This window comes from Sarcina sp. DSM 11001, assembly GCF_900101015.1.
In the GTDB taxonomy this organism is placed as follows: domain Bacteria; phylum Bacillota; class Clostridia; order Lachnospirales; family Lachnospiraceae; genus CAG-791.
In genome coordinates, this window is sequence record NZ_FNFZ01000070.1 from 1 (window position 1) to 1,452 (window position 1,452).

The following is a 1,452-nucleotide window of genomic DNA, read 5'->3' on the forward strand; positions in this document are numbered from 1 at the left end:
CTCCCGCGAACGGTCAGTCGTTTATCTGCTGGAACATTAACGGCAATGAAATGCAACCCGGCGATATGGTCCTGATCGAAGCGGACACGACAGTGATTGCGGTCTTCAATGCAAACGATGTGTGCTACATCGAAAGGTCGTGGAACGGAAAGAAGGTTGTTGAAACACCAAAGGTCTGTCCTGTCTATGAGCTGCTGCACAGCTTCAACTCGAGCTGGTATACCATCGGCCAGGAGGGCAAAACGACCTGGTATGTCGCGAAGGGCGATATCACGATGAACGGCACGACGCTCACCGTCCGCGGCGACGTCAGGATCATTCTCTGTGACGGCGCTGACGTCAAGATCAAGGACGGAATCGAAGTAAAGACCGGTTACTCCCTGACAATATACGGTCAGGCCGGTGACACGGGCAGGATCGATTCCAGAAACAACGATGGAGACGCGGGTATCGGCTGCGGTCCAAACAGCGGCGTAGGCGATATCACGATCCACGGCGGAGTTATCGAAGCCCACGGCGGAAAATACGCGGCAGGCATCGGCAGCGGCGACGAGAGACAGATGGGCAGCCACATTACGATCTATGGCGGCAATATCAAAGCATACGGCGGCACCTACGGTGCCGGCATCGGCAGCGGTGATGAGACCGGCGGTGATAACGGCTATATCGACATTTACGGCGGCACGGTCTACGCCAAGGGCGGCACTGACGGCGCCGGCATTGGCGGCGGCAACGAAGGCAACGGCCGCCATATCACGATCTGGGGAGGCGAAGTCACCGCGGAATCCGGACACAATCAGTCATCCGGCATCGGAGGCGGTGATGACGGTGGCGGCGGATATATCACGATCAACGGCGGGGTTGTTTACGCAAAGTCTTCTTATAAAGGCCCCGGTATCGGCGGTGATTCCAACTGCGGTACGATCGTCATCAACGGCGGAAAAGTGACCGCGGAAAGCACGCTTGGTGCAGGAATCGGCGGAGCCATGGCAGAGAACCTTGTAAAAGGCTCGATCACCATCAACGGCGGCGTGGTGACTGCAAGCTGTTTGGAAACAAATGGCGAGCTTGCTTCCGCAGGCATCGGCGCCGGTGGAAATGATAGCTGGACCGGCGGAGACTTGCGTATTCCGATCACGATCAATGGCGGAACGGTAAAAGCAACCGGAAATGGAAGCGGTGCCGGCATCGGTTCCGGTTCCATTGGAAATGTTACCGGACAGATCACGATAACAGGCGGGTATGTCGAGGCTGTTGCGAAAGGTTCAGGCGCCGGTATCGGCTCCGGTGCTGAGGGCGATTTTGGCGTAGGCGGAGAGGTGGATAAAAAGATCATCATATCCAGCGGCACCGTGATCGCAAGCTCAAACCGCGCGCTGGCGATCGGACACGGCACCGACGGCGGTGACAAAGGCGCGGAACTCTATGACACTGCAAAGGTCACGGCGGGCA

General features: G+C 57.6%; 1 pseudogene. It reads left to right on the forward strand.

Annotated features, from left to right (window positions below):
- Positions 1–1,452: pseudogene (locus BLT02_RS17465) on the forward strand (hypothetical protein); the annotation flags it as partial.